Here is a 308-nt window from a genome sequence, read left to right as displayed (position 1 = left end):
TTTTTCTTTAGTCGAAGCAGCAAAAATTTTAAACAGTGAAGGTTTCAAAATTTTTGCCTATACAACGGATGATCTCATTGTTGCTGAAAAGCTCTTGGACGTTGGCTGTCAAGTCATTATGCCTTGGTGTGCTCCTATTGGATCTGCAAAAGGCCCACATAATACTGATGGATTGCGTTCTATCCGTGCTTACCTTCCTGATGTTACTCTTGTTATTGATGCTGGCATTGGACGCCCATCACATGCTACCGTTGCCATGGAACTTGGTTATGATGCAGTGCTTCTTAACACCGCAGTTGCTAAAGCAG

At 42.5% G+C, this 308-nt stretch carries 1 pseudogene; it reads left to right on the top strand.

The window, feature by feature from the left end:
• Positions 1 to 308: pseudogene (locus ACFINS_RS10815) on the top strand (thiazole synthase); the annotation flags it as partial.

The sequence above is a fragment of the Bartonella sp. AA2SXKL genome (assembly GCF_042197205.1).
Lineage (GTDB): Bacteria > Pseudomonadota > Alphaproteobacteria > Rhizobiales > Rhizobiaceae > Bartonella.
Note: the sequence above shows the minus strand (reverse complement) of the source record. Positions and strands in the feature narration are given on the sequence as shown.